General features: G+C 37.0%; 25 protein-coding genes. 7 read left to right on the forward strand and 18 right to left on the reverse strand.

Annotated elements, in window-relative coordinates; translation table 11 throughout:
• The 10 genes from JIG37_RS13945 to JIG37_RS13990 form a co-directional block, all read right to left on the reverse strand.
• Nucleotides 1-858, reverse strand: coding sequence for an OmpA family protein (locus tag JIG37_RS13945; protein ID WP_138602250.1), 858 nt, complete (start codon nucleotides 856-858; stop codon nucleotides 1-3).
• An 8-nt stretch (nucleotides 859-866) separates the two neighbouring features.
• Complete coding sequence (locus JIG37_RS13950) at nucleotides 867-1,187, reverse strand: STAS domain-containing protein (protein WP_199529627.1); 321 nt, start codon at nucleotides 1,185-1,187, stop codon at nucleotides 867-869.
• Nucleotides 1,188-1,345: 158 nt separating this feature from the next.
• Complete coding sequence (locus tag JIG37_RS22860; RefSeq protein ID WP_348535083.1) at nucleotides 1,346-3,181, reverse strand: sugar transferase; 1,836 nt, start codon at nucleotides 3,179-3,181, stop codon at nucleotides 1,346-1,348.
• Nucleotides 3,182-3,190: 9 nt separating this feature from the next.
• Entirely contained in the window at nucleotides 3,191-4,267 is a 1,077-nt protein-coding gene (locus JIG37_RS13960) for a glycosyltransferase (RefSeq protein ID WP_054553832.1), read from the reverse strand.
• Nucleotides 4,264-5,739 (reverse strand): GNVR domain-containing protein, encoded by a 1,476-nt coding sequence (locus JIG37_RS13965; RefSeq protein WP_199529628.1) that lies wholly within the window; start codon nucleotides 5,737-5,739, stop codon nucleotides 4,264-4,266. The genes JIG37_RS13960 and JIG37_RS13965 overlap by 4 nt, the downstream gene beginning before the upstream one ends.
• A 153-nt stretch (nucleotides 5,740-5,892) precedes the next feature.
• Nucleotides 5,893-7,017: a glycosyltransferase gene (locus JIG37_RS13970; RefSeq protein ID WP_187489607.1), complete on the reverse strand. Its 1,125-nt coding sequence runs from the start codon at nucleotides 7,015-7,017 to the stop codon at nucleotides 5,893-5,895.
• Nucleotides 7,014-7,724 carry an acyltransferase gene (locus JIG37_RS13975; RefSeq protein ID WP_199529629.1) on the reverse strand — a complete coding sequence of 237 codons (711 nt, stop codon included), beginning with the start codon at nucleotides 7,722-7,724 and terminating at the stop codon, nucleotides 7,014-7,016. Before JIG37_RS13975 ends, JIG37_RS13970 begins: the two co-directional genes overlap by 4 nt.
• Nucleotides 7,717-9,081 (reverse strand): O-antigen ligase family protein, encoded by a 1,365-nt coding sequence (locus JIG37_RS13980; RefSeq protein ID WP_054553828.1) that lies wholly within the window; start codon nucleotides 9,079-9,081, stop codon nucleotides 7,717-7,719. Before JIG37_RS13980 ends, JIG37_RS13975 begins: the two co-directional genes overlap by 8 nt.
• Nucleotides 9,065-10,480: an oligosaccharide flippase family protein gene (locus JIG37_RS13985; protein WP_199529630.1), complete on the reverse strand. Its 1,416-nt coding sequence runs from the start codon at nucleotides 10,478-10,480 to the stop codon at nucleotides 9,065-9,067. The genes JIG37_RS13980 and JIG37_RS13985 overlap by 17 nt, the downstream gene beginning before the upstream one ends.
• A gap of 9 nt (nucleotides 10,481-10,489) precedes the next feature.
• Nucleotides 10,490-11,641, reverse strand: a complete 1,152-nt coding sequence (locus tag JIG37_RS13990) for a glycosyltransferase (protein ID WP_199529631.1) — start codon at nucleotides 11,639-11,641, stop codon at nucleotides 10,490-10,492.
• A 220-nt stretch (nucleotides 11,642-11,861) separates the two neighbouring features.
• On the opposite strand from JIG37_RS13990, the gene JIG37_RS13995 reads away from it, so the two are divergent.
• Both JIG37_RS13995 and JIG37_RS14000 read left to right on the forward strand, forming a co-directional pair.
• Nucleotides 11,862-12,776 (forward strand): glycosyltransferase family A protein, encoded by a 915-nt coding sequence (locus tag JIG37_RS13995; RefSeq protein WP_138617714.1) that lies wholly within the window; start codon nucleotides 11,862-11,864, stop codon nucleotides 12,774-12,776.
• The gene (locus JIG37_RS14000; RefSeq protein ID WP_054553824.1) at nucleotides 12,776-13,180 is read left to right on the forward strand and encodes a response regulator; all 405 of its coding nucleotides are present in this window, start codon (nucleotides 12,776-12,778) and stop codon (nucleotides 13,178-13,180) included. Before JIG37_RS13995 ends, JIG37_RS14000 begins: the two co-directional genes overlap by 1 nt.
• Here the strand turns inward: JIG37_RS14000 and JIG37_RS14005 are convergent.
• The 4 genes from JIG37_RS14005 to JIG37_RS14020 all read right to left on the reverse strand — a co-directional run bounded on the left by JIG37_RS14005 (nucleotide 13,153) and on the right by JIG37_RS14020 (nucleotide 16,354).
• Nucleotides 13,153-14,064, reverse strand: coding sequence for an endonuclease/exonuclease/phosphatase family protein (locus JIG37_RS14005; protein ID WP_199529632.1), 912 nt, complete (start codon nucleotides 14,062-14,064; stop codon nucleotides 13,153-13,155). The two genes, JIG37_RS14000 and JIG37_RS14005, sit on opposite strands and share 28 nt — an antisense overlap.
• A 181-nt stretch (nucleotides 14,065-14,245) precedes the next feature.
• A complete protein-coding gene (locus JIG37_RS14010) occupies nucleotides 14,246-14,680 on the reverse strand; it encodes an acyl-CoA thioesterase (protein ID WP_138602233.1) in 435 nt (144 codons plus the stop codon).
• Nucleotides 14,681-14,685: 5 nt separating this feature from the next.
• Entirely contained in the window at nucleotides 14,686-15,504 is an 819-nt protein-coding gene (locus JIG37_RS14015; protein WP_199529633.1) for a M23 family metallopeptidase, read from the reverse strand.
• On the reverse strand, nucleotides 15,497-16,354 hold the full coding sequence (locus JIG37_RS14020) for a 6-carboxytetrahydropterin synthase (protein ID WP_194441473.1): 858 nt from the start codon (nucleotides 16,352-16,354) through the stop codon (nucleotides 15,497-15,499). Before JIG37_RS14020 ends, JIG37_RS14015 begins: the two co-directional genes overlap by 8 nt.
• Before the next feature lie 207 nt (nucleotides 16,355-16,561).
• On the opposite strand from JIG37_RS14020, the gene fabA reads away from it, so the two are divergent.
• A complete protein-coding gene (gene fabA / locus JIG37_RS14025) occupies nucleotides 16,562-17,077 on the forward strand; it encodes a bifunctional 3-hydroxydecanoyl-ACP dehydratase/trans-2-decenoyl-ACP isomerase (protein ID WP_199529634.1) in 516 nt (171 codons plus the stop codon).
• Nucleotides 17,078-17,141: 64 nt separating this feature from the next.
• Here the strand turns inward: fabA and rmf are convergent, their stop codons facing one another.
• Nucleotides 17,142-17,312: a ribosome modulation factor gene (rmf, locus tag JIG37_RS14030; protein WP_036968408.1), complete on the reverse strand. Its 171-nt coding sequence runs from the start codon at nucleotides 17,310-17,312 to the stop codon at nucleotides 17,142-17,144.
• Nucleotides 17,313-17,685: 373 nt separating this feature from the next.
• On the opposite strand from rmf, the gene JIG37_RS14035 reads away from it, so the two are divergent.
• Together JIG37_RS14035 and JIG37_RS14040 are read left to right on the forward strand one after the other, a co-directional pair.
• Complete coding sequence (locus JIG37_RS14035) at nucleotides 17,686-18,318, forward strand: TetR/AcrR family transcriptional regulator (RefSeq protein ID WP_199529635.1); 633 nt, start codon at nucleotides 17,686-17,688, stop codon at nucleotides 18,316-18,318.
• Between the two features lie 61 nt (nucleotides 18,319-18,379).
• The gene (locus JIG37_RS14040) at nucleotides 18,380-19,369 is read left to right on the forward strand and encodes an MDR family oxidoreductase (protein WP_199529636.1); all 990 of its coding nucleotides are present in this window, start codon (nucleotides 18,380-18,382) and stop codon (nucleotides 19,367-19,369) included.
• 49 nt (nucleotides 19,370-19,418) lie between these two features.
• Here JIG37_RS14040 and JIG37_RS14045 read toward each other — a convergent pair whose 3' ends face one another.
• Entirely contained in the window at nucleotides 19,419-19,985 is a 567-nt protein-coding gene (locus JIG37_RS14045) for a hypothetical protein (RefSeq protein ID WP_054553816.1), read from the reverse strand.
• A 183-nt stretch (nucleotides 19,986-20,168) separates the two neighbouring features.
• On the opposite strand from JIG37_RS14045, the gene JIG37_RS14050 reads away from it, so the two are divergent.
• Nucleotides 20,169-20,585, forward strand: coding sequence for a VF530 family DNA-binding protein (locus tag JIG37_RS14050; RefSeq protein ID WP_063705328.1), 417 nt, complete (start codon nucleotides 20,169-20,171; stop codon nucleotides 20,583-20,585).
• 182 nt (nucleotides 20,586-20,767) lie between these two features.
• Nucleotides 20,768-21,298 carry a lactoylglutathione lyase gene (gene gloA, locus JIG37_RS14055; protein WP_054553814.1) on the forward strand — a complete coding sequence of 177 codons (531 nt, stop codon included), beginning with the start codon at nucleotides 20,768-20,770 and terminating at the stop codon, nucleotides 21,296-21,298.
• A gap of 169 nt (nucleotides 21,299-21,467) precedes the next feature.
• Here the strand turns inward: gloA and JIG37_RS14060 are convergent, their stop codons facing one another.
• Nucleotides 21,468-21,866, reverse strand: a complete 399-nt coding sequence (locus tag JIG37_RS14060; protein WP_054553813.1) for a biotin/lipoyl-containing protein — start codon at nucleotides 21,864-21,866, stop codon at nucleotides 21,468-21,470.
• A 14-nt stretch (nucleotides 21,867-21,880) separates the two neighbouring features.
• The gene (locus tag JIG37_RS14065; RefSeq protein ID WP_194441478.1) at nucleotides 21,881-22,552 is read right to left on the reverse strand and encodes an RDD family protein; all 672 of its coding nucleotides are present in this window, start codon (nucleotides 22,550-22,552) and stop codon (nucleotides 21,881-21,883) included.
• Nucleotides 22,553-22,561 lie beyond the last annotated feature (9 nt).

A 22,561-nucleotide genomic window follows, 5' to 3' on the forward strand; every position in this document is an offset into this window, starting at 1 on the left:
TTATTGCCCCTTAGGACCATTTAAAACTTTGGTCCAACTGGATAATGCATGTACTTTTTTGTTCGTATCTTTGTCAGTAATATCAATAACTATCGCTTCTACACGTCTATCTGAGTGGCGTTTAGCATTTGAGTCGGGCTCATTGCTATAAGGTGATAAACTACCTTGTGTGAGCGTTGTAATCGTAGCTGGATTAACCCCGTAAATTCCTAACCAATGTTTAACCGTCTCTGCACGTTTCAATGCTAATTCATAGTTATTGGTTTGTTGCCCGCTAATATCTGTATGCCCTACTAGTAATAAATTGATTTTATCTACTTGTTTTATTAAGTCAGCCGCTTGTGATAATCGAGAGATGTATTTAGGTGTTACTTGAAAGTCATTAAAAGAGAATTGATTGTCACTATTTAGCAGCTCAGTGATCTGCTCTTTCAATGATGCAGTCATCACCTGCTCATTTTCCGTTGGGCCAGCACATTGCGTCATCGCATTAACTGTTTCAAAGTGTTTTGATAACTGGTTTAGGCCGTGGTAATGGATCAAAAGATCATGCTCTGCGTCTTCCCACATTTGGGCTGCGATTAAACGACGTATACGATTTTCATAAATTTGAGCTTTAAGCAATTGAGCGGGCATACATTGTTTGATGCCTTGAGCTTTCAACAAATCTAATTTCAAAACGTGATGTTCAAACTCACTCAAAACCACTGTTTCTTGTGTATCGTAAATAAGCTCATTTTGTTCATCGGTTAATGGGTAATTTTGGTATTTTTCGGCCCAGCCTCCTTGTCCTTCATCAGGCCAAGAAGCACATCCGCCAATTATAATCAGTAAAACTGTTATTAGTATGTGCTTCATAACTCACCTCACGCGATGTCAGCTTGCTCAATGAATGGGATGGTTTTATCTACTCTTAGTAAACTCATTAATTTATGTGGTTGACCTGAAACGTTCAGTAAAGAAAGCTTTTGGCCTTTTCTCTCAATTCGTTTATATAAAAATACCATGGCACCAATACCTGAGGAGTCGATGAAGGTGGTGTCACTAAAATCCAGAACCACATTTAATTGTTCACTCGTGGCTACCGTTTCGAACTGATCTTTGAAGCTATCGACTGCTAAGCCAGAGAAATCATTTGGTAAAGTGATGAATGTGGTATTTGCATCAGATTTAGTTGTATTAGTCATGATTTTCTACCTTTAAGATGGTTTGGTTAATCTTACTGTTACAACTTAAATGCCAGAATATAAGATATTGATAATTTTATGTTTTTATTTACTTTGTGCATAATGCAATTAATTTATAGGAATTAATTTGCATTATGCAACTGATTTTGACCATAAAACTATTGGCCTTTTCCTGTAAAAACAACCATTAGCGTTTTGACAATTATTGAGCATTCTAATTTTAGCCATGCTAATGGCGTAGACATACTAAGTGAATAGGCATAATCCCAACCAATTTTACTACGAGCATCTTCTATTGATTCGTCGTAGCCATTCATTACTTGGGCTAGACCCGAAATACCAGGTTTTACGCCATAAGTTCGTTGACAAAAATAGGGGATATTTTTTTCTAACTTTGCATAGAAAACTGGACGCTCTGGTCTTGGACCAATTAATGACATATCCCCTTTAAGAACGTTTATTAATTGCGGTAACTCATCAATACGCGTTTTTCTCATAAATCTGCCAATAGGAGTAATTCGTGGATCATCCTTACTCGCCCATACGGCACCTGATTTTAATTCAGCATCAACAACCATAGAGCGAAACTTATATACATTAAATAATTTGACAAAGTCATCTGAGCTTTCACCGACACGAAGTTGGCTAAAAATAATCGGGCCTTTAGAAGTTAATTTAATTGCGATAGCGGCAAATAAACAAATGGGCCAAACGAGAGCGATTGCAACTAATGCACCGATAACATCACAGCCACGCTTTATAACCTTCACAAGCGACTTACCAGATATCTCACAAGAAGAACGATTCACATTGTTAACCCTCACACGTCGCCAAGGGGCATTAAAGTACCCTAGCTCGTAGCGTATAATTCCATATAAAGACAGAAAATAACTGTTTAAAATATAGTTTACTTTATCCAAAATGGGTACGCGCATTTTAATATTAAAAACACTCTTTAACAGCTCAACACCGTGTAAGCTTAAAATGCCTATGGCTAAAAACACTGCCCATGTGGTTTTCATGAATGCAGCTTCGAATAAAATACACAAGTAGATACACGCTAAGATAATCGGCATCACGCCGCGCAGTACTTTATGCGAAAAAAAGTTTAAACTCGTCCAACCAAGTTGAGGCTTTAGAAGCTGTTTTAGGGACTTAATTTGTTGCCAATTCCCTGCTCCAAGGCGGATACGACGTTTGTAGTCTTCTTGTTGTAAATCGCATTCACGCTCATAAATAACAACGTCTTCATCTAATACTGCCTTACCACCTTGTGCAAGCGCATTCATAGATAAAATAAAGTCATCATTAATAGTGTTATCATCAAGCTCTATTGCCGATGTTGAACGCATCGCAAACATGGCACCAGGCACACCAATTACTGCACCTAGCTCGGACTCAGATAGTTTTACTTGATTTTGATACTTCCAATATGCTTTTTGTGCATCTGGAGCCCTATCATCAAGTGTGTACACTCCCGTAGAAATTGCAACTTTTGGATTACTAAATTTATCGGCGACCTTATTTAAAGCATCAATGCTCAATAGCGCGCTCACGTCAGTGAACAATAAAATATCATTTTGAAATTTTGCTAACCCCATTAATGTATTTAATCCATGCACTTTACCTTTGTTCTCTTCCCTGACATGGAAAAAACATTGCACACCATGGCTCAGTAAAACACGTTGAGCCTCATAAGCTCTGTTTACCGTCGCATCTGTGCAACCATCAAAATAGACATGTATGCTGTAATGATCATTGTTATATAACAATGAGGCTAAGTTATGTAACTTTTCTGCTATGTGGTCTTGTTCGTTATACGCGCACATTAAAATACCAATATTTGGCTGATAGGTTTTAGGGGCAGCCTTACTATTTTTGTGTTTAGATTTGTGACTTTTTGCAGCCCAATTAACCATGATTGGATATCCAACATGGTGGTAAATTGCAACGAATACTAATACTAAAAATACGATACTGAAAATTGTCATCATAGCCTCCCATCACGCTAACGCTGTGTATAAATTGTCATATTGACTACTCATGGTCCGTGCATCAGCAACAGCAATAGCATGATGACGAATAGGATTTCCGTTTGGTAATTGCAAAGTACGTAATATTGCAGGGGCAATTAGCTTGTAGTTATTTGCTGCAATCAATTCCCCCTCTTTATCAGTTACAACTTCGTGAATACCACCTACATCAGATGCGACAATAGGTACTCCACATGACATCGCTTCAATGATAGACAGGGGCAGACCTTCTCGTTTCGAATATAGACACATAACATCGATGCTAGAGTAAAAAACTCTCATGTCGTGTATGTTTCCTAAGAAATGTACTCGCGATTTTAAATCATAGCTTTCAACAGCTTTGTGGAGTAAATCTCTCTGGTCACCATCGCCTGCAAATACAAGGTGATAATTCTCAGGCAAATAAATGAGAGCATGTATTAAGTCTTTATGCCCTTTACCTTCAATTAGTCGGGCTGCACACCCGATCAACTGAACATTTTCTGGTAAGTTTAACTGCTGGCGTGCACATGATTTATCTATTGCTTTAAATTGCTCGCAATCAATACCATTTAAAATTGTCTGTTGAGGTATGATTGACGTTTTTGATTGAAACTCATTGGCTACGATGTTTGCATCTGCTACCCAATGAATATGTGTTAATAAGTTAAGAGCTCTGGTGAAAAAACGTTGCTTAATATTGTTTAAATACCAAGCATCATGAATAGTCGAAACATGGCGAATACGCTTAGTTGTTAATGAACACACAATACCAGCGTACAGTAATGGACCTATATGATGACTATGAATAATATCTATTTGCTGCTCTTTTATAAGCGCCTTTAATTTTTTTATAACCGAACCTTTAAAGCCAGGTGCTTTATTTAAACAAAAAACACTGCTTTTATAATTGCTAAGTTCCGGCCATTGTTTGATTGCTGACTCCTTATCACCTTCTAACGAGACGATGATGGTTGTTTGGCTATACTGACTATTCTTTAATAGCGTAATTGCCATTTTTTCTAGGCCGCCAACTTCTAAATGCTGTACTAAGTGCATTACCTTCATAAAGGTTCTCCTTCAATATGCTTGTTAGATGCACTGCTGTTTATAATTGGCAGGACAGTTACTACGTGTGCATTACTAAGCTTTTCAATAGTTTGAATATCTTTTAGATGGCTGTCGCAAAGTGAGGCAACAAATACACTTGCTCCACCTGTAAACATTCCAAGCACAACTCCAATCACGATTGTCATGACTAAAGAGGTATTTATTGGTTGCGTTGGGCTATAGGCGCGTTCAATTGTTTTTACTTTGTCTGGGCCTTCATATTTAACAAGTTTTCCTGTTACTTTTGCCATTTCGTATCGGCTTAACATATCTTTGTACAACGATTGTTTAACTTCGTAATCTCGTTCTAATTTTCTTAGCCGTTTTTCTACATCGCTGGTAATTAATAATCTCTCGCTTACCTCTTTTACCTGTTCTTCTAGCATTGCAAATTCTTGTTCCTGTTGAAGCAGGTTATTTTTAGCCTCTTCTAAGGCAAGCAGCTGAGAAACCAATACACTGGATTCTTTATTTTCACCCGAAGGCAAGGTATTAACCATTTGCCAAAGTTGATCTAAATTCGAGGTATCTAAATCTTCGCTTGATTCAAGTAATGACTGCTGACGCGCTTTTAAGTTTTTTAAAGTACGTGTTTTTTCAATAACTTTACTGTGCTTATCTGTATAACGAGTGCGCAGAAGGCTTAATTCAGATTCTGTACGAATAATTTTTTCTTCTAACTTCCCTAGGATTGGATTAGCTTGCCCTACTTTATTTTTTAGTGCATTTAGCTTTGCTTTAGCACCAGAAAGAGCAATTAATTTCTGCTGTTTTTCCGATAATAATTTATCGAATGTTTCGCGGTTGCTATGTAAAACCGTTGGTAATGTATTGCTATTTTGGCTTTTAAATTTAGCAAGAGATTCTTCAGATACTTCTAACTCTTGGCGTAACCCTTCAAGTTGTTGAAAGAAAAATTGTTCTGACGTATCTAAAGAGGCTTTAGTTGGCGCAAGTAAGCGTTCAATAAATTTCTCTACCACTTTTTCAAGTACAGGTTTCATTTGACTTTGGTCGTGCCATATAAAGTTTATACGCACTAATTCATCGCCGATTAATGACAAAGAGAGAGCTTTAGAGAGCTTTTGATGAATTTCTTCAACTTGTTTTGGCGTTGCATCTTCTGCGATTAAATTAGTTTCCTTAGCGACAGCAATAAGTACTTTTCTGCTTATAACTAAAGTTCTAAGTGCTGCCATACGATCTGATAACTGAAATGAAAAAGACAGATCATCTAAGTACGGATTTAAAAGTGCAGATTCTTCAATCAAAATGGTTGCGTGGTTGGTATATTGTTTTTGAGCAGTCAGCCCCATGAAAATAACAACAAGAGGCACAATGCAAAACGGAATAATAAAAAGCTTAATACGCGTGTAAAGCGCATAAAGCCCTAAATATATTAATCGTTTGATCTGCTCTTTAACTAACATGGAGTTACCTATTGCTTTGCAATTTGCAAAAAAATACAGTTATATTTGCATTTTGAAAAAAATAAATTGCGATAATTTCAATTAGTTATTCTGTTGCAGATCTTGTTCCAAAAATAAAAAAAGCTGCGTTAATGCAGCTTTTAATAGATGAAGTTAACCAAGCCCTAGTTCATCACTTATTTGTAGCGCCTTAACTTGCCAACTGTGATTTTTTGCGTAATCAGCTTGAGTTTGTCGCCAATTAAGCTTTTGCTCATCGCTTATGCTAATGGCATAGTCCACACGCTCAATGAAGGCATTCATAGAGTCTGCGATCAGCACAGCCTCTTGATAGGGTCTCACTGCAGCAAAATTAGTTGAAACAATGGGGGTTCCTGTCGCTAGATACTCCTTAAGTTTAAGCGGATCGCATGCTCTAATTTGCGCGTTATCAACAAATGGGAGAATCGAGACATGCCAATGTTGAGAAAAAGTAGCAAGTTTATGGTGCTCTACTGCGGGTACATGGGACACATTGTTAAGGGATAATAATGAATCAAAGTTTTCAATAATGTTACCAATTAACATTATTTGGTATTGAGGCCGTTCAAGTGCCAGTTTTTGCAAAAGCTCTTTGTCGAGCCACGCATTTAAAGAACCATAAAAGCCAATAACCGGTTTATTTATATTACTAAGTTCAACTGCCTTCTGCTTTTTATTATTAAATAAATCAAAGTCAACACCATGAGATAACAGCTTAACTTTATGCTTTGGCATTTTGCTAGAAAGAAATTCACTTACTACATAAATGAGGTCGGCTTTAAGAATAAGCTCTCTCTCTAGTGGTTCAACCATTAAATGATCAACACCCGCTAAAGCCGAAAAGTCATCGCCACAATAATAAACAATCTTGTCTATGGGACGTAAATTAATAAGGTATATGGCAGTAGGAACACTAACCCAATAGATAATTGGTTCATTATCAACAAAAGGCTTTTTATTAAAAATCCATTTATTAAATGCTTTTACAAGCTTATTGTCATGCCAAGGTAAAATCGGCAAAGTATGATCTTTAAGTTTGCTGTGCTTGTCTGCAGATTCTTCAGTATGCCTCTTTTTCAACACTAACGATTTTAGTTTGTAAAAAACTCTTTTTACATCAAGCAACTTTATTGTTGGCTTTCGCATACCGATTGAATTTATCCATACAATATCATGGCTTTTCGCTAATTCTTTAAAGATATGTTGAGTACTGCTTGGATGGCTTTGCCAATCTTCACCAAAAACGATAAATTTCATGACTCTGACTCCAGCTTCTTAACAACTTTTGCAGGGTTTCCAGCCACGATCGTATTTGCAGGTACATCTTTTGTAACAACACTACTTGCAGCAACTATTGCGCCCTTTCCTACTGTTACGCCAGCAAGGATTGTCACCCCCGTTCCAACCCAAGCCCCTTGCTCTATAATGATGTCTCCGACTTGCGAATCATCATCAGGCTCACCTAAAGCGCGCCTTTGCGAGTTTAAAGGATGGCCTGGAAAACCAGCTAGAAAAACCCGTCCAGCAAGCCTAACATCATCTTGCAGAACAATTTTACCAGCCACAGAGAATGAGTTTTGCCAACCAATATCGACATTGTTACCAATGATAAGTTGCGATTTGTTTAACCCATGACTACGACCACAAAAAGTGCTAATACCACTAATACGAGAATTATCTTGGCACGTTATATCTAGCTGCCCTAAAATTTGTGGCATACCAGAATAAAGATATAAATTACGTTTTGAACCTTTAATTTGGCTTTTAAAAATTGGCGTAAAATAGAAGATACGTAATAGTTCACTGAAAATTGTTTTAACAAGTAAATGCAGTTTGTATAGGCATGCATGGAAACCTGGTATTACAAACATTTGCGGATTGCGAATGAGTTTTGCAATTTGAAAAAGTGACTTTGCAAAAGGACTGTCACTTGATTTTAACCACTGTTTTAAATTCTCAGTCATAATGCCTTTCCTTTTGTTTATCTATAACAAGCTTTTCAAGAGCAATAGTTAACGCCAAGATGATGTATATAGGCCAAGTAAAAGCTTGAGTTAAAAAGGTTCCTGACACCATAAAGCCTATCAGCCCGCCTTTAAGTGCTTTCGCATTCACTGCTATTTTTTCATCGTTAAGCTGTTTATTTATCAAGAAAACACGGTTTAAACTTCGGTAAATACATGTGATCAGGGCAATGAATATGAACATCCCAACAATGCCTGTTTCGCCAAGTACTTGAAACCATGTACTGTGTACTGCATGATTCTTGCCATCCCAATGTGGACTATAGAAAAAATAATTCGCGACAAAATTATTTACACCTACCCCAGTCAATGGATTAGACAGCGCCATGTTAATTGCCGCATGCCAAGCATAGATACGGCCCATTGCAGACTCATCGACACCATCTTCATGAGCACCACCACTTTGTCTATCTGATATCCCTGCAAAAACAATCATCGCGAGCATTCCGACAGCACCTATACAACCAACAATGATTGGATTTTTAATTTTTTGATAGATAAAAAAGCTTAATACTGCCGCAATTCCCAGTAATCCCCCACGACTTTGAGTAGCAATAACGCCACTAATCGCAACTATTAGACAGATGAGTGCTATAAAACGTCTTATTTTATGGGCGCTACTATCAAAAACTTCAGCTGCAAGAAAAGACACTGGGAACATCATGACAAGTGATAAATCATTCGGGTCACCGAGTTGTGAGCGAAGTTCTCGCGAAATAGTCACACGAGTTCCTTCAACAAGACCGATCCCATTCATTTTATTACTTAAGGCTACAAGCGCGATGGCTGAGCCTGAAATCATAATGCCAATGCGGATAACATTAAAATGTTGTAGAGAAGTCATCCACCATGAAATTGCAAACACCATTATGAGCACTTTAATCAACACACCTGACCAATACTCAAGCGCTAAACCACGGTTAGCCGCACTGAATACGCAAATAGTTAACCAAATAAACCAAGCAAAAAATATAAGGTGATTTGTATGCCAATGAGGCTTTAATTTCTGCGAAATAAATAGATGCCATGCAATCCCTAAAAGAGATGCTAATGCCAAGAGCTTAGGAATTTTTAATGGCATCAAAACAGGAAATGCTTCGTGTAGCCTAAAATAACTAAAAAGAATAAATAAGATAATAAATGCAACACTGACTTTCACTGCTGTAAACGCTGCAAAAGGAAGTAGTAATAAAGCAAAAACGGCGATAGGACCTAGTAGCGAGTAAGTCGAAATAACCAGTACGGTGACAACAATACCATTTATTACAAGTTGATTTTGCTTATAGTAATTGAGCATATTTACGCTCCTCTACCGTTTTTTTGATAACTCGTAAAATGATGCTCTTGTACTGATTAATAAATACAAAAATGTACGTTAACAGGACACCTAATTGTAGAATTAAATTGCCAGGCATAAACGAAATACCCGCTATGATCAATAAAGCAAGCCAACTAGGAGCAAGTGAAGATAGTTTAAAAGTTAGCGGAACAAATTTTTGGCTAGTTAAGTAAAAACATAACAGTTTAAAGCTCTGCATAATAATTAAAGATAAAATCGCTCCTTCTACAGCAAACATTGGCACCAGAAGATATAAAAGGCTCAGACCGACTAATGCAGTTAAAAAATTAACAATGGGTACCGAGATCCCATTCTTATGCGTATAACAACCAATATTCAAAATATCGCTATGGTGCCTAATAGCAACCACAACAATTAACAATACTAACCAGTGCTCGTTGCCGTGGTAATTATCAGGTAACACTAAATTTAAAGTGATTGGAGCAAGAACAGACATCACTACGCAAAGCGCTAAACCAACATTCAAACAGAGAATGGCTTTACTTTCGTATTCAGATTTATTGTTTTTAACTAGGCTAAAACGTTTAGCAAACCACCAAAGGCGTATAGGCTCAAACGTAAACGAAGTTAATACTGCAAACTGCGCCGCCACGTAGTAATTCGCTAACAATGTCTCATCAAAGTTTGCAACTATAAACCAATTTTCAGCGCCGTTTCCGGCATAAATAAATAAACTAGAGATAACAATAGAAATGATAAAAACAGTCTGTTTCCCTTGTATTCGCCAAGAAAACTCTGAATAACTTACATTAATAACCTTTAAAATATCAAAATAGCTAATACATACAATAAGTAAACTACTCACTACCCCCGACACCATAACTCCAGTAATACTGAAACCTAAAAATAGTAAGGTAATCGTTAATGTTGTTTGGACTAAAGCATGAGAAATGCATAAATAACAATATGTTCTCGCATTATTAGTCAAGCGGTAATAAATGTACGGAATACCAATTAGCGCCGATAGTACAAGGTTAACAATTAATAGCCTTAAATCTAGAGGATCAACTTTGGCCGGTAACTGATGTGCTATTTGCTCAGAAAAAATCAAAGAACAACCTGCAAAGAGTAAACTAAATATAAAGGTTGTTATTACCGCGTCACGAAACAGAGCAAGTTTTTCAGTATGAGTATTGTACTGTTGTTTAAGTAAAAGCTCTGGTAAGCCTATTGATAAAATAAGCGAACACAGCGCAGAAACAGTTACTAGAAAATTTAACTGACCAAACTCTACTTGACTTAAGAATCGTGTGCTAATTGGTAGCAATAAAAAGCCTAGTCCTTTTACTGATAATACTGCGACGGCAAAATAACCTATTTGTTTTAGATTACTCATAACTGTTCCTTACAAAGCTTCAACCCACTTTGATAGTTGTTTAGCCTGGTTAAATGCATTGTAGTGCTGATTAACATGTTGTTTTGCATTTTGGCCGAGTAAATAGCGTTTATGAGGTGACAACTGATGAAATTTATAAAGCATCTTGCTAATACCAGAGATACTGCTAGGCATACATTTCATGCCAACATTAGGCGTAACAATTTCATTCGCACCCATTAAAGTGGTTGTTAGAACAGGTAAACCACATGCCATTGCCTCTTTTAAAACCAGTGGCCCTGTATCTCGGTCACCATTTTTAGCGACACAAAATGGGGCAATCAAAGCTGAATAATTCACTAGGTTTTCACTTACCCAAGCATGAGGTTTTTCACCTAGAAACCTGACTGACTTTCTTACGCCAAGCTCTTCAGCCATATACATTAGGTCGTTGATCATTGGACCGTCGCCAACGATATCTAAAGTAATACCAAATTCTTTAGGCATATGTTTAAGAGCTGGTAATAAGAATTGAAGCCCTTTCTTTTCGACTAGCCTACCTATAAAAATTAACCTTACAGATTCACTTAATGATGAAGGTGTTTGGTTAAATTTTGTAGTATCGATACCGCAGTGAAGTAATTTCACGTTACTTTTTTCGCATTTTTTAAACTGCATAGCCATTTCTTCACACACAGCGACAGAGAAATCACATAAAGCTAATTTCGAGTTTAAATCGGCACTATTTACATAAACATCATGGCCATGCCCTATCGAAGAGACAGTGATATTTGCCATTTTCGCAGCAACAATGCCATACGCTAAAGGGCCATGCATAAAATGGCAGTGCAAATGATCTATTTTGGCAACTTTAAGGTACTGAGCAATTTTGTAGCCATAGCCAATAAGAGATTGTGTAGATATCGAGCGAAACTGGATTGCAGTATTTATTGCTTTACTGAGTTTCACAACATTAAACATTGCGGGAAGTATTTTTTTAAAATCAGGCTTTTCAATCTCTTTGACCTCTATTGCACTTGATAAATTAATCAACACAGAGGTTTTTTCAAAAGTGAATACCGTCACTTTATGTCCAGCATTCAGAAGTGCATTAATTTCTGTGACAACAAATGTTTCTGATGCAACTGGGAAACTCGGAACTAAGATAGCGATGTGTTTCATAAAATGCTCCTACTAAAATATATGTAGAAACAAGGGCAATAACCATACCTGCTTTTTATGGGGTACTTTTCTCAATTTGAGACGTCAAATCTATAAATAATTGCAAAATGCAACGCACAAAAAGAAAAATCAGAGAATTATAGCCAATATCGAGCTAATAAAAGTGGCTTCTAAATTGCGTACTACAAGAATAATATGTTTAAGTTTTTGGAGTAATCTTATGTCTACTCAAGTTAGTGTAATCATCCCTAATTACAATTGTCTCAAGTATTTAGAGACATGCATAAACAGTATTTACCAACAAAATGATGTTAATTTTGAAATTATTATTGTTGATGATGGGTCTACTGACGGAAGCATAGACTACTTACAACAACTCGCTAAAACAAATAAAGAAGTACGTTTATTTACGCAAAATAGGAAAGGTGTCGTGGCAGCAAGAAACTTGGCCATCACACAAGCAAATTCAGAGTATGTTGCATTTTTAGATGCAGACGATTACTGGTCAAAAGATAAACTAGCTAAACAGTTAGCCTTTCATAACGAGCATCCAGAGTGCGTACTAAGTTTTACAGACTACATGCACTTTAATGAAAAAAATGAAGACATAATCAGCTGTTTTGACTACTGGCCTGAATTCGACAGCAATAGAACGAACACAGAATTTCATTTGCTGAAAAACCCAATAAGTCAAATGATAACAACTAACATTGTTGGCACTTCATCTGTAATGGTTAAACGTGCCGCTTTGATTGACGTAGGCGGATTTGATCACAAATTAACAAGCGCAACAGATCTGGATTGTTGGTTAAAAATAGCTAAGCAAGGTGATGTAGCTTACAGCTCTTTGTGCGCAATGCACTACTTGATGCGAGCAAACTCAATAACTGCTAATAGAGAAAATCGATTAGCCGCAATGGTTGAAATTATACGCAGGAATCAATACGGGGTTACAAAAGGAGAATTAAAGAAAATAAAAGCACGTTTAAGTGAGTGTTATGGTGAGTTTTATAGAGAATTAGGTAATTACTCGAAAGCACTATCCTATTCAAATAAGGCATTTTGGCTATTTCCTCATAAGCGAAATTTTAAACATGTTCTTTATGATCTAAAACACTTATTGGGTGCAAGCTAATGAAAGAAACTGTATTAATAATTGATGATGATGAGGCAATTTTGCGCTCATTAAAACGGCTGCTAATTAGTAACTATTCTGTAGTTTGTTACAGTGATCCCTATGCAGCTATTGAATATGCGAAACAAAATGCGCTTGACCTGGTAATTTGTGATCTATTAATGCCTTCTTTGAGTGGTTTAGCTGTACTTGAGAAAATTAAGGCAGTAAAACCTTACAGTTCGCGTATGTTATTAACTGGCTATGCAGAGATGGAAGCATCTAAGCATGCAGTCAAAGATAAAGTCGCAACAATGATTACGGCAAAGCCTTGGGATAATTTTGAATTAAGTATGTTAGTAGAGATATTGATAGAAAATAGTAAATTAAGACAACTTCACTGTTTAGATAGTTTAACTTCATAGGTAAGCGACCTGTGGTCGCTACCTTTAACGAAACTAGTATTAATATTAGTTAGCCTAATTTTCTCACTTGCAATGCAATGGTCAATAGGAAGACCTAAAACTGGTAAGCCATTAAATTGAATTTTAGAAGGCCAAGTTACATAAAATCCACTACGATCAAAGCAATTATTATCAGCTTCAATAAAATAGCGCGACCATGGAACCGTGTTAAAATCCCCTGCAATTAACCAATTCCCTCCTAAAGTTTTAATTTCGTTTTGCACTTTACTTAAAACAGAGTTGCGTTGCGTCCATAGAGTTCTATCTCTTGGTGATGGAGGATGAAAAACAAGGCTATTTAACATAATGTTATTATGCAAAAAACTAAGTTTTACATAGCCTAGTTTTGGATTATCAAAACGTTTAATTTGTTTTTGGATAATCGGAAGTTTTGAGATAACGATTATACCAAAAGGCGCGCCTTCAACTTCAGCATAACCAAACAAATGATATTCTGTGTTGAGATTATCAAGAACATGACGCTGTGTATCATTAAACTCTAATAACACCAGGATATCATTTTTCTCTTCTATCATTTGGTTATAGATAATCTGTTGTAAGTTAGGGTTACTATATTGTAGGTTTATTTGTGTAACCTTAATATCACCGACCTCCCTCTGATTAGATGAGTATGGTTTAAAGTGCACTAAAGTCAAAATTGTACTTAAAACTAATAAGCTTGATGCCATCTTTTTACTGTAAAAATAGCATAACCCTACAAGTAAAAAGCTAACTAAAATTAACTGACCTCTTAGCGCTGCGATTAAATCCAGCATATAAGAATCTAATTGATTAAAAGCTAAAAATAAAAGAACGCCATAAAGAACCAGAATTAGTAAACGCATAGCCACCCTCCCTCTGATTACTTATAGTCCTATTTCTTAATCTTTGCTGAGATAATATTTACATAAATTTAGTATGATGTGTTCTTTAATGTGTAAAAATAAATACCCGCAGGTACTTATTTTTTAAGTTTAACACCAATTCGCTTAATTAAGTTTTATTGCGAATTGGTATAGCCGTGCTTTATTCGAAACCGTTGATCATTTTATCGCAAACAACCGGTGTTGGCCTGTGATTATCATCAACAGCTACAAACGTGAAACTACCAGAAATAGCTAAATGCTTATCGTCTTTGTGCATTGTTTCTAAAAAGATTTCAACGTCTACTTTAAGGCTGGTGTTTCCTACATGCACCACTTTAGAAATTAGCTCTGCAAATGTACCAGCTGGAATGGCTTCTTTAAAATCTACACGGTCAGACGAAATAGTTACAAGTGGCTTACGACAAAAACGTGTAGCAGCGATAAACGCGACTTCATCCATCCAAGCCAACGCATCACCGCCAAATAAAGTATTGTGGTGATTAGTGCGGCCAGGAAAAACAGTTTTTGTTACCGACGTTGTTGAGTCAGCAATACGCTTTGCAATAATAGCGTCACGATCGATTGGTTGTGTCATAGTCTCTACTTTTTATTAGCTAATGTGTCTTGCATCATTAGCGCAGGGTCAAGGCGTTCATTTTTCCAATTAAAACGCCAGTCTAAATGAGGGCCAGTTACGCGACCGGTTGCACCGATCTCGGCAATTTTATCGCCACGCTTAATTTCATCCCCTACTTTTACATCTAATTTGCTTAAATGAATATAAGTAGAGGTAACACCATGGCCGTGGTCAAGAATCAAGGTTCCACCAGAGTAATATAAGTCAGCATCAGCAAAAACAACTGTGCCGCTTACTGGTGCATACACTGGACTACCCGTTTTATTGGCAATGTCTAAACCAAAGTGCGGGCGGCGAGGCTCACCATTAAAGTAACGCTGGCTACCATAAACACCTGAAATACGGCCCGTTGCAGGCTTATAAACAGGATCTAAAAAGTACCGTAGGTCAGAATTGACTTGCCTCGCTTTGCGTACGGCAACAGCTTCACGGCTAATACGCTCAGACACTTCTTTAGGTGGCGAGACATATTTTTTTGCAACACCGGTGATTTTGTCAATTTTGTAATCACGCTTAGTGATCACAATTGCTTGTTCGTGGCTTACACCCGCACTATCAACCCAAGTAAGGCTATGATTTGTCTTGGCATCACGACCAAAGCCGAACACAAACTCACCATTTGTTGAAAGCTTAAGAGACTCACCATTGAAGCTAACACTTTTAGCGCCTTCAATTTGGCCTGTTACTAAACCGCCTTGAGTTAAATGTCCTTTTAATTCAACAGCACTTGCAGTAAAAGAAAACAATCCTGCAAATGCAGCTATTAGTAATCCTTTACGCATAACTGATTGACCCCTTACCAACCCCTTCGTAAGCTGTAATTTTAACTTCTGAATCAGGGTATTGGTTTTTAACTTGTGAACTTAAATAGTCTGCAATGCACTCAACCGTAGTATCGCAAGGTAAAATGTCGCAGCGTGATTTGTCTATCGCCATTTCAAAATAACCTTGCTGTGATGTATATGCAAAGCACACATCGTTTTCTTGTGCAGTTACATGCTTGAGGTCTGATTTATTGATTTCATCTTCAGCTGTTGCTAGATAAATGTCTTCCCATTTATCTGCCCACTCTTTTTGTAAGCGAGGCATAGCCATACCATCAAGGCTAATACCAATCTGTGAGCGATGGCCATGAATAATACGCTGACAATTACCATCGTGCTTTTTAAGACCATGGCTGTAATGATAGTAAAAACTTTGGCTATGCTCTGGGTATAAAGTAATTTCAATCTTTTCAATGTTGCTAGGTAGCTCAGGCATAATTGTTTTAATTAAAAACTCGGTTACCGACTTTTCATCAATAACATCAGCATCGATTAAACAATATGCTTGGTTAGGAGCACTCATAGCTAAGTGATAATTATCACCAAAATGACAATCTAGCACGCTGTGCTCAGCATGCTGTGTTAGTGAACCGTTTAGTGTGGCAGGCACAGCAAGTTTATGGTCGATACAGTTATCAATAATGCCCTTGATTTGCTTTTTAACTAAGCCAAAATCAAGCACCATCGACTCATCATTTAATTGACCGTGCAGAGTTAAATCCACAATCCAGCTCTCGCCAACTGCGCCGCGTTTATTACACAAGTAAGAAAAATCAATCACTGTCAGTGAGTTTACAAAAAGGATCATAAATTTCCTTTAGACTGGTTAAAGAATCACAGCAATTATAATGATTTTTACTTCACAATGCGCGGTTTTATCTCCCTTTATCAGCGACAGTTTAATTAAATGGTCATAAAACAAGCGAAAAATAGCAAATAATTAACTGCTCCGAGTTGTTTAGCGTACAAGTGTACGCTAAAGTACGGGGCAATTTCTAAGCGATGAATGAGAGTTATGGAACCTAAAAACAGCTATACAAAAGAAGAATTGGTCCTTTGCGGTCAAGGTGAAATGTTCGGTGAAGGCAACTGTCGTTTACCAAGTGACAACATGTTAATGATGGACCGCATTATCTCTATCACTGCTGATGGTGGTGAGCACGATAAAGGCCAAATCGTTGCAGAACTAGATATCAACCCTGATCTTTGGTTCTTCGACTGTCACTTTAAAGGTGACCCAGTAATGCCTGGTTGTCTTGGTCTTGATGCTATGTGGCAATTAGTAGGTTTCTTCCTTGGTTGGTCTGGTGGTCCAGGTCTTGGTCGTGCACTTGGTGTAGGTGAAGTTAAATTCACAGGTCAAATCTTACCGACAGCTAAAAAAGTAACTTATCGTTTAGACATGAAGCGTGTAATTAAACGTAAATTATTCATGGGTATGGCTGATGGTACTGTAGAAGTAGATGGCCGCGTAATCTATGAAGCAAAAGATCTTAAAGTAGGTCTTTTCCAAGATACATCTGCATTCTAATATGAATGTGTAGATACAAAAAAGCCCCGAAGTGGGGCTTTTTTGCGTAAATAAGGTGCCTATTTTAAGTTTTAAACATATTTCGGTTTTCAATGGCTTCTCGCCAGCCGCCTAACCATTCTGATTTAGGGTCTATTTGTTGATAAGGGCATTGTTCTTTGGAACGGCCTGCCAAGCCTGCTTTATAACCTTGAGAATGAGCTCTTTCTAAACGATCTCTTTTCTGTCTCTTCATAGGTAATATCCTCACCTTTTATATTTATAGATATGTAGCGAAATTGACATCTACATTTAATGAATAGTTAATAAAACTGTTAAATTCAAATAGCAAAAAGCAATTAAATAAATTGACAATAACTAACGTGCTGATGCTCAAATGAATTAACATTTTAAATGACTAGGTGGTCGTACCTCTTTAACTAAAACCATCTATTAATACACTTAAATTCAGCTAAAAACGATACAGCTCTTTTAGCTTCAATATTTGTGACCTAGCCTATTTCTACAAAGTTCCCAATTAAATTGTAATCATGACAAATTTGTGATGATTACAATTTAGTCTATTTATTACTTGCATATTAAAAACCGATCGGTCTAATATGGTGATCATGGAAACAAATAACTCTGTGCCGAGCCGTCGTGGCAGGCCACCAAAAATAGCGCGTTCAAATGCAGATACGCGTGCCCTACTAATTAATACAGGGTTAGCCGTATTAACTGAAAAAGGCTTTAGCGCAACCGGCATTGATTTAATCTTAAAATCAGCGCAAGTACCTAAGGGCTCTTTTTATCATTACTTTAAAAGTAAGAATGATTTCGGCTTGGCACTCATTGATGCTTACGACAGCTATTTTCAGGCAAAGTTAAAACGCCACCTAGCAAACGATGCAACAACCCCTCTTGAAAGGATTGTGCTGTTTGCTAATGACGCTAAACAAGGCATGGCAAAGTTTGAGTTTAATCGCGGCTGCTTAATTGGTAATTTAAACCAAGAGCTCAGCTACCTTAATGAAGCAATGATTGTACGTATTAAGCAGGCTTACACCAGCTGGCAAGCTCTAATTGAACACTGCTTGATAGACGCAAAGCAGCAAAAACAAATACCTCAATCATCAGATTGTAAAATGCTTGCTGAGTTCTTCTGGATTGGCTGGGAAGGCGCAGTGATGCGCTCTAAACTTGATAAATCAAGTGAACCGCTTACCCTTTATACAGCACAATTTTTACGCTTAATTTTATAAAGCCGTTTTAATACGGTTTTATTTTAACCATTAAAAGACGATCGGTCTAAAAGGAGTCAACATGACAACATCAGTAAAATCGGTAGTTATCAACAAAGATGATCAAGGCTATCGTGCCGAATACACAGACTTTCCTGTAGAGAGCATCCACCAGCACGATGTAAATATTGATGTTGACTACAGCACTTTGAATTACAAAGATGCTTTAGCGATTACGGGTAAAGGCCCTGTGGTAAGAACATTTCCAATGATCCCAGGTATTGACCTTGCAGGCACAGTGACTGAGTCTAAAAGTGATGAATTTAAAGTAGGTGATAAAGTCTTGTTAAATGGCTTTGGTGTTGGTGAGAAATACCTCGGTGGTTTAAGTGCAAAAGCATCTATGAGTGCAGATTGGCTTATCCCCCTTCCCGCTAATTTAACACCAAAACAAGCAATGCAAATTGGTACTGCGGGGTATACCGCAATGCTTAGTATTATCGCTTTAGAAAAACAAGGGATCACGCCTCAAAGCGGTGAAATTCTGGTCACTGGAGCCAATGGCGGCGTGGGCAGTTTTGCTATCTATTTACTTAATAAGCTTGGCTTTGATGTTGTTGCCACAACAGGCCGCATGAACGAAGCAGATCATCTTGAAAAATTAGGCGCAAAACGTGTTTTATCTCGCGATGAATTCTCAGCACCTGGTAAACCACTGGCTAAAGAGCAATTCGCTGGTGCAATTGATTCTGTGGGTAGCCACACCCTTGCAAATGTGTGTGCATCGATTAAATACGGTGGTGTTGTAACAGCCTGTGGTTTAGCACAAGGTATGGACTTTCCGGCAACGGTAGCGCCGTTTATCCTTCGTGGCATTAGCCTAATGGGTATTGATAGTGTAATGCGCCCTAAAGCTGACCGAATTGAAGCATGGCAACGTTTAAGTGAGTTAGTTGAGGCGCAGTACCTAGATACTATTTCACAAGAAGTCCCGCTTTCTGACGCCGTTGCAAATGCAGAAGCCCTATTAAAAGGTGAAATACGCGGCCGTGTAGTAGTTAATTGTAAGTAATAGATTTAAAGGCTCTAAACACCTTAGAGCCTTTTTTAAAAAAAAGAATTTAAACACCAAACGCCGCAAGCTTTTCGTTTAGTTCTTCCTTTGAAATTAATTGCATATCGTACTGTTTTTTAACTTTACGAATATTATCAAAATTATCCAATTTAAGCTGAGCTCTAGCTAATTTATCCTGCATCTCTTTTTCTGTTAATACATCCAGTTTCACAGCTTTCTCTAGCTTTTCTTTTTCTTCATCAAACTCACGTTGAAAAATTGCTTTTTCTTGTAGAATTATCTGATCTTTTAATTTTTTCTCAATTTCTACTGCTTCTTTCTCAAGCTCTATTTTTTTCTCTAAAAGAGGCTCTATTCTGTCAAGTGTATCTTTTAGAACAGCTTCAACATTTTCACCCTTATTATCGACTAAATTAGATACATACTTTTTACCAATGTCTTGGTAAGCAATATTTAGTTGCCCGTTAATTGAAGTAATTTCAGAATTAATCGCTGAAAGCTTTGATTTTTCTTTCGACGCAGTAGAGATATCACTGGTTAGTTTAGAGGTTGATTCACTAATATTTGTTCCAATTGTATTAGCTTGTGTTTTGATCTTATCAAAAAGTCCCATTTATAGATTCCTTAATCAATTTAATAAATTAGCCTCATGCCAATTCAAGCGCATAGATTACCCATATAAGGTAAACATGTAAACTTTTAAAATGGTTCGTATATCAAATTGATAAGCGGTATCTAAATTAGATCTTTCAAATTATAATTAACTAATTACGTAAACAATAAACAAGAGCATGATATGAGTAATAAAGAAATTTTCAGCAATAACCCGCTACAAGGTGTTGGTATCGAGCAAGTCGTCACAGAACTTGTCGAACAATATGGCTGGGAATTACTCCACGCCTATATGCGTTTGAACTGCTTTAAGAATAATCCAGATGTTAAATCTGCGGTTAAGTTTTTACGTAAAACCCAATGGGCTCAAGAAAAAGTCGAGAACTTTTATTTGTATCGTCTTAAAAACTTACCACGCCCAGACAATGTCAACTACGAATTACCGCCACGCGATCGCGTGATCCCTGCTGATCAAAAACCAGGTGAACCGTGTGAGTTAAGTTTTACCGACGCCAAACGCATTCACGCTAAAAAAGAAGCTAAACAACTTGCTCGAGCTAGAAAACAACGTTCAAGTGCGAGTAATCCTTGGGGTAATTGATTTTTAAGCTTTGAGCTGTAAGATGAAATAAGCCGCCTGTTTGGGCGGTTTTTATTTGGGTTAGCAAATTAAGAACTGAAGATTTGTCTTAGCACATCAAAAATATTTGTTATTAATTTAAGGGTAACGTGAATATGTTAGACTAATTACATTACCAGAAATATCAGCTAAAAAGGATGTGTATGTCTAACTACAACGAATCACCTGAACAAATCGCAACCGCTACGCAAGGTTATGTAATGCAACAGACAATGTTGCGCATTAAAGATCCAAAGCCTTCTTTAGATTTCTATCAAAATGTTTTAGGTATGAAGTTACTTGGTAAATATGACTTCCCTAAAATGGAGTTTACGCTGTACTTTTTAGGTTATGAGCAAGACATGCCAACAGGCAGCGATAAAGAAAAAGCACAGTGGGTATTTCGCCGCCCTGCTCTTATCGAGCTTACACATAATTGGGGCACAGAAAATGACGACAGTTTTACAGGTTACCATAGTGGTAATGATGAACCAAAAGGCTTTGGTCATATCGGTATTAGCGTGCCAGATGTGTACGCAGCATGCGAGCGTTTTGCAAAATATGATGTTGAGTTTGTCAAAAAACCAGACGATGGCTCAATGAAAGGCTTAGCCTTTATTAAAGACCCAGATGGTTATTGGATAGAAATACTTTCTGCTGAAGGGATCACTGAGATCATTGAAGAGCATAAGTAAGGCTGCCCCTTTAATAACCTGCTATTTAGCAGGTTATTGAATTTTTCATTTTAAGGTTTTACTTATTAACTCAGAGTTCTCTTTAAAATAAAGATTCCATTAATTATCATTTGGTCATTGTTTAGCTTTAAATACACCTGTTAAAAGCCAAATAACATCATCTTCTCAGTTACAAACTTGTATAAATAATACCTACAATAGCCACAAAAAAAAGAACTAGCAGCCAATAATGTTGAACTTGATGGTTCTTACTCTTTTTATCTGAGGTGTTTACTTTAGAAGTAGCATTTTCCTTCGGTGTAGAGTGAACAAATCTAATTTCAGCGTTTTCATCAGGTAACATCATCCCAACTACTTGGTTAGCAGTAACATAATCCCCAGCTTTAACCTTAAATTCACTAATTTCACCTGCTTCAGACGCTTGAATTTCTAATATTGTTTTATCTGTTTCTATATCAAAGAGGGGGGAATTAACTAAAACAATATCGCCAACATCTACATGAACATTTGCTACCTTAACATCGCCAATATCATTTGGTAATTCAGGTATTTTTATTGGGATTGACATAGTCGCGCTCCTTATTACAACCTAACAACAACCGTTTTACCTATGAAGTCATGTATTGCACGACGCTTTTCATTAAACAGCATAGTTATAAATTCTGACAATGCCCATACTGTAGCTAAAGAACTCAAACCCATAATTAAATAAGTTAAAAACTCATGTATGCTACCTAGTTGTTGTAACGATATTGAAATAGATAAAAGTAGTAGTATCCAAGATGAGTTAATAGCAATATTTACAGATTCTCGGCGAACCGATTGTTTAAGATTAATATCTGTTTCAGTGTCATGATCGAGGACTTTAACATCCATCACCATCTTACCAAGAGTTTGGCCATAAAACCCATGCATAAAAACAACGTAGCCAATATACTGAACGCCATTAACGGCTTGTAAAACCATGTTTTGGTTAGAGTATTCAACGCCAAAGAGTAAGCATTCAATATAAAGTAATGCTGTAAATATTAAACCATCAATAATCGCGGCCCAAAAACGAGGCCAAAAAGTAGCATACCTTTTACTCGTTTCTAGCTCTTCAAACTCTGCTTTTATTTCTGGGTCTTTTATTTTATTTGCTATCTCTAATTCTAACTCTTGTGCTCTTTGTGGGAAGCTATCTTTATCAATATATTTTTGAGCATCTAGAAGCTCATTCAATGAATAATTTTTATAATTTGGGGTGTAGTCCATGTTTGTTAT

The sequence above is a fragment of the Pseudoalteromonas sp. bablab_jr010 genome, assembly GCF_016464105.1.
In the GTDB taxonomy this organism is placed as follows: Bacteria; Pseudomonadota; Gammaproteobacteria; order Enterobacterales; family Alteromonadaceae; genus Pseudoalteromonas; species Pseudoalteromonas simplex.